Raw genomic sequence first — 1274 nt, forward strand, 5'->3', positions numbered from 1 at the left:
TCGCCGAGGGAGCGTTCGTGGGCGTCGAGGCGGTACCAGCCGTCCCAGGTGGTGAAGGGAACCTTCTTGTCTTCGAGGAACGTGGTGACCGCGTCGAGATCGGGGTCGGTGGCGCCGGTGAAGCCGGGTGCGTCCTCGAGGAGGTTGGCGACGGTTTCGTTGGCGTCGCCCTTGGTGTGACCGATCAGGCCGACGGGTCCACGCTTGATCCAGCCGGTGACGTAGGTGGCCGGGACCGGGGTGGTCGAGGACGGAGATTCGACCACGCGGCCTGCTTCGTTGGGGATGGTGCCGGCTTGGTCGTCGAAGGGGAGTTGGGCGATGTTCTGGGAGAGGTAGCCGACGGCGCGGTAGACCGCTTGGACGTCCCAGTCGTTGTAGGTGCCGGTGCCGCGGACGTTGCCGGTGCCGTCGAGTTCGGTGCGTTCGGTGCGTAGTCCGACGACCTTGCCGTTCTCGCCGAGGATTTCGGTGGGGGATTCGAAGAAGTGCAGGAACAGTTTGTGGGGGCGGTTGCCGACGTCGCGGATGGCCCAGTCCTGCAGGGTGTTGGCGACCATGTCGACCTGCTTGGATCCGCGGCGGGCGGCTTCGGATCCTTCGTCGTAGTCGATGTCCTCGGGGGCGACGATGACCTCGATGTTGGGGGAGTGGTCGAGTTCGCGGAGTTCGAGGGGGGTGAACTTGGCTTGCGCGGGTCCGCGGCGTCCGAAGACGTGGACTTCGAGGGCCTTGTTGGCTTTGAGGCCTTCGTAGACGTTGGCGGGGATTTCGGTGGGGAGGAGTTCGTCGCCGGTCTTGGCGAGGACGCGGGCGACGTCGAGGGCGACGTTGCCGACGCCGAGGACGGCGACTTTCTCGGCGTCGAGGGGCCAGGTGCGGGGGACGTCGGGGTGGCCGTCGTACCAGGAGACGAAGTCGGCGGCGCCGTAGCTGCCGTCGAGGTCGATGCCGGGGATGTTCAGTGCGCGGTCGGCGTTGGCGCCGGTGGAGAAGATGACGGCGTCGTAGAAGCGGCGCAGGTCGTCGAGGGTGATGTCGGTGCCGTAGTCGATGTTGCCGAGCAGGCGGACCTGGGGCTTGTCGAGGACCTTGTGCAGGGCGGTGATGATGCCTTTGATGCGGGGGTGGTCCGGTGCGACGCCGTAGCGGATGAGGCCGAAGGGTGCGGGCATGCGCTCGAACAGGTCGATACTGACATCTGTGTCGGACTTCATGAGTGCGTCGGCGGCGTAGATGCCTGCGGGTCCGGCGCCGACGATGGCGACGCGGAG

General features: G+C 66.9%; 1 protein-coding gene. It reads right to left on the reverse strand.

Annotation, left to right across the window (positions count from 1 at the left end):
* On the reverse strand, positions 1–1274 hold a 1274-nt coding region (locus CH289_RS13215; protein ID WP_256977192.1), incomplete at both ends, for an FAD-dependent oxidoreductase.

Origin of the sequence: Rhodococcus sp. RS1C4 (assembly GCF_002258225.1) — a bacterium.
Lineage (GTDB): Bacteria > Actinomycetota > Actinomycetes > Mycobacteriales > Mycobacteriaceae > Rhodococcoides > Rhodococcoides fascians_E.